General features: G+C 66.4%; 2 protein-coding genes and 1 pseudogene. 2 read left to right on the top strand and 1 reads right to left on the bottom strand.

Features of this window, described 5'->3' with window-relative positions:
* Positions 1 to 415 precede the first annotated feature (415 nt).
* Positions 416 to 760, top strand: coding sequence for a hypothetical protein (locus tag ABDW21_RS10535; RefSeq protein WP_343601430.1), 345 nt, complete (start codon positions 416 to 418; stop codon positions 758 to 760).
* Positions 761 to 854: 94 nt separating this feature from the next.
* Here the strand turns inward: ABDW21_RS10535 and ABDW21_RS10530 are convergent, their stop codons facing one another.
* Positions 855 to 1,340, bottom strand: a complete 486-nt coding sequence (locus tag ABDW21_RS10530; RefSeq protein ID WP_343601451.1) for a DUF4143 domain-containing protein — start codon at positions 1,338 to 1,340, stop codon at positions 855 to 857.
* 451 nt (positions 1,341 to 1,791) lie between these two features.
* On the opposite strand from ABDW21_RS10530, the pseudogene ABDW21_RS10525 reads away from it, so the two are divergent.
* A pseudogene (locus ABDW21_RS10525) lies at positions 1,792 to 2,222 on the top strand (serine protease); the annotation flags it as partial.
* Between the last annotated feature and the right edge of the window lie 79 nt (positions 2,223 to 2,301).

Genomic DNA, 2,301 nt, shown 5'->3' with positions numbered 1-2,301 from the left:
TGGCAGGCATATTGCAGCAGCCTGGCAGGCAGCTACTATTGTTGTCTACAACTGTTGCAGCGTACTACTGAAGTTGTGGGATCTGAAGTTGCGGGATCGGTGAACGGCAACCTGCGGTGACGACACACCCTGTGCCACTGGGCGATCCACGGCGACGCCCTGATGGCCGGGGAAGCGACGGCCCCACTCGGCTCGGCGCCGGCCGTGCCGCCGGCCTTGATGCGGGGCGAGCGGCGCCGACAACAGCCACTCGCCGGCAATCGGCACAATCCGGCGTTGACCGCCACGCTCGAGCACCCGTCGACTCCGGTCGCCGCCACTCGGAGGCGATCCAGCGGCGTGGACAGCGTGTCGACGGGCCACCACGCGACGCGAGTAGTGGATATTTCCCGCCTCGAATCGAAAGAAGGCAACTATGAATGGTGTGATATTTGCGGCCTTGGCCTGTGTCGCGGTGATGGGTGCCGGGGTGGCTCACGCAGACCCCGCGCCCGCGGTGCCGCCCGGGCCGTCCTTGCCGCCCACTTTCGACCCGCACGTTCCCAACACCGCGGAGGGTTGGTGTCCCGGAGGCGGGGTCGGTGGGTTCAACGGATTCGGATTCTGCGACGGCGACCGTTATCCCGACGGGTCGTACTGGCACCAGGTACGCGGCAATGCCCCGTTCGCGGGGTCGGTGCTCACCCTCACCTGTGTCGTCGACAACGGCAGCCCCGTCCCACCACCTGCTCCCCCCGGTGGCTGTGGCGGGGCGGTCTGAGCGGACACACTGTCACCAGCCTCGACGAGGCGACGGCGCCCGTCGGCGACAGTCCGCGGGCCGCTACCGGTCGGCAAGCGTCGTCGGCGCCGCGTCACCGCACCCGCGCGGATGTTCTTCGCCGCGCGGCGGGCACTTCGGGTGCCGTCGGCCGCTGTGGTGCGGCTCGCCAGAGGGTGTCGATGGGCAGCGCGCGCAGGCGGTCGCCGAAGGGCAAGGAGTGTTGTCCCGCATACAGGACAAATCCAGCGACGAATCGGTCGCCGAGTCGGTCTTGGAGGTGGCGGAGTCCGGCGAAGTCGTGTTTGTGAAGCGTCGCGCCGGCTTTGACTTCGATGCCGATGATTCGTCCGTCGGCGGATTCGAGGACGGCGTCGACGTCGACTTTGTCTTTGGTGCGGTAGTGCCAGAGGGTGGCGCGTTCGTCGTTCCAGGTGAGCTGGCGCGCCAGTTCCATGAGTACGAAGTTCTCGAGGACGGGGCCGGCGGCGCCGCCCGGGTCGGCAAGTCGGGCGGGTCCTTGGCCGAGGAGGTGGCATAGCAGGCCGGTGTCCACGAAGGCGAGTTTGGGTGTGCCGATCGTGCTCGGTGGGTCCCGCCGCCGGACCAGGCAGGGACCGTCTTGATGAGGAATACGGTTTGCAGCAGCGCCAGATAGCGGGTGATGGTGGTGCGGTGAATGTCGAGTTCACTGGCGATGGTTGCCGGGACGAGTAGGGAACGTGCCTTCGAGCCGGGCCGATTGATGCATGGAACGGCTCTCACCAGCGTTGTCGATGCGAGTCTCGCAGCACGGCCTTGAGTGTGTGCGTGCGCTGGAGCCTAACTGGCTGGAGCCTGACCGACAGAAAACAGCGGCCGATATCTCGAATTTGGAGAACTGCGACGTCTTGTTTTCTGTCTCCGATCGAGGAGTGCGGAGTCCTTGCCGGCACGCGTTTCGTCGGGCGGCGCCGGCGATGCCCAACAGCCCAGGCGAGGTGAGTTGCCCGAGCAGCATGTTCACGCGAGGCGAATGGAAAATGGCCCTCATGCGCATCGGTCGTGGCTGGGCGGTGGCCGTCACGCTGGCGATATTGGCCGCAACGATCAATGCTCCCACCGCGGCCGCCGATGACAAGCTGTTGTTCGGCGGCGGGCTGGCATCGTCATTTGCGGCAGCTACTGCACCTTGACCACCATCGGCCACGACAAGACCGGGGAGCTGGTGGGTTTCACCGCCGCGCACTGCGGCGGACCCGGCGCCCAGGTCGTTGCCGAGGGCTCCGAAGACCGCGGCCCTGTGGGTACCGCGGTGGCTACCGCGAACGATGCTCACCTGGACTATTCGGTGACCAAATCCGACCCGGCCAAGGTCGTCCCGATCCACGAGTTCGCCGGCTTCGCGATCAACGGCATCGGCCCCGACCTGGAATGGCACCAGCGGGAGTGCAGACTCGGCGCGGCCACCGGTGACTTCTGCAGCGGCAGCTTTACCCTCAGTGGTCCTAGCTTGCACAAGACGATGCCAGGGGGAACCTATCAGCCAGGCGATGACGGCG

This window comes from Mycobacterium sp. (genome assembly GCF_039583805.1).
In the GTDB taxonomy this organism is placed as follows: domain Bacteria; phylum Actinomycetota; class Actinomycetes; order Mycobacteriales; family Mycobacteriaceae; genus Mycobacterium.
Note: the sequence above shows the minus strand (reverse complement) of the source record. Positions and strands in the feature narration are given on the sequence as shown.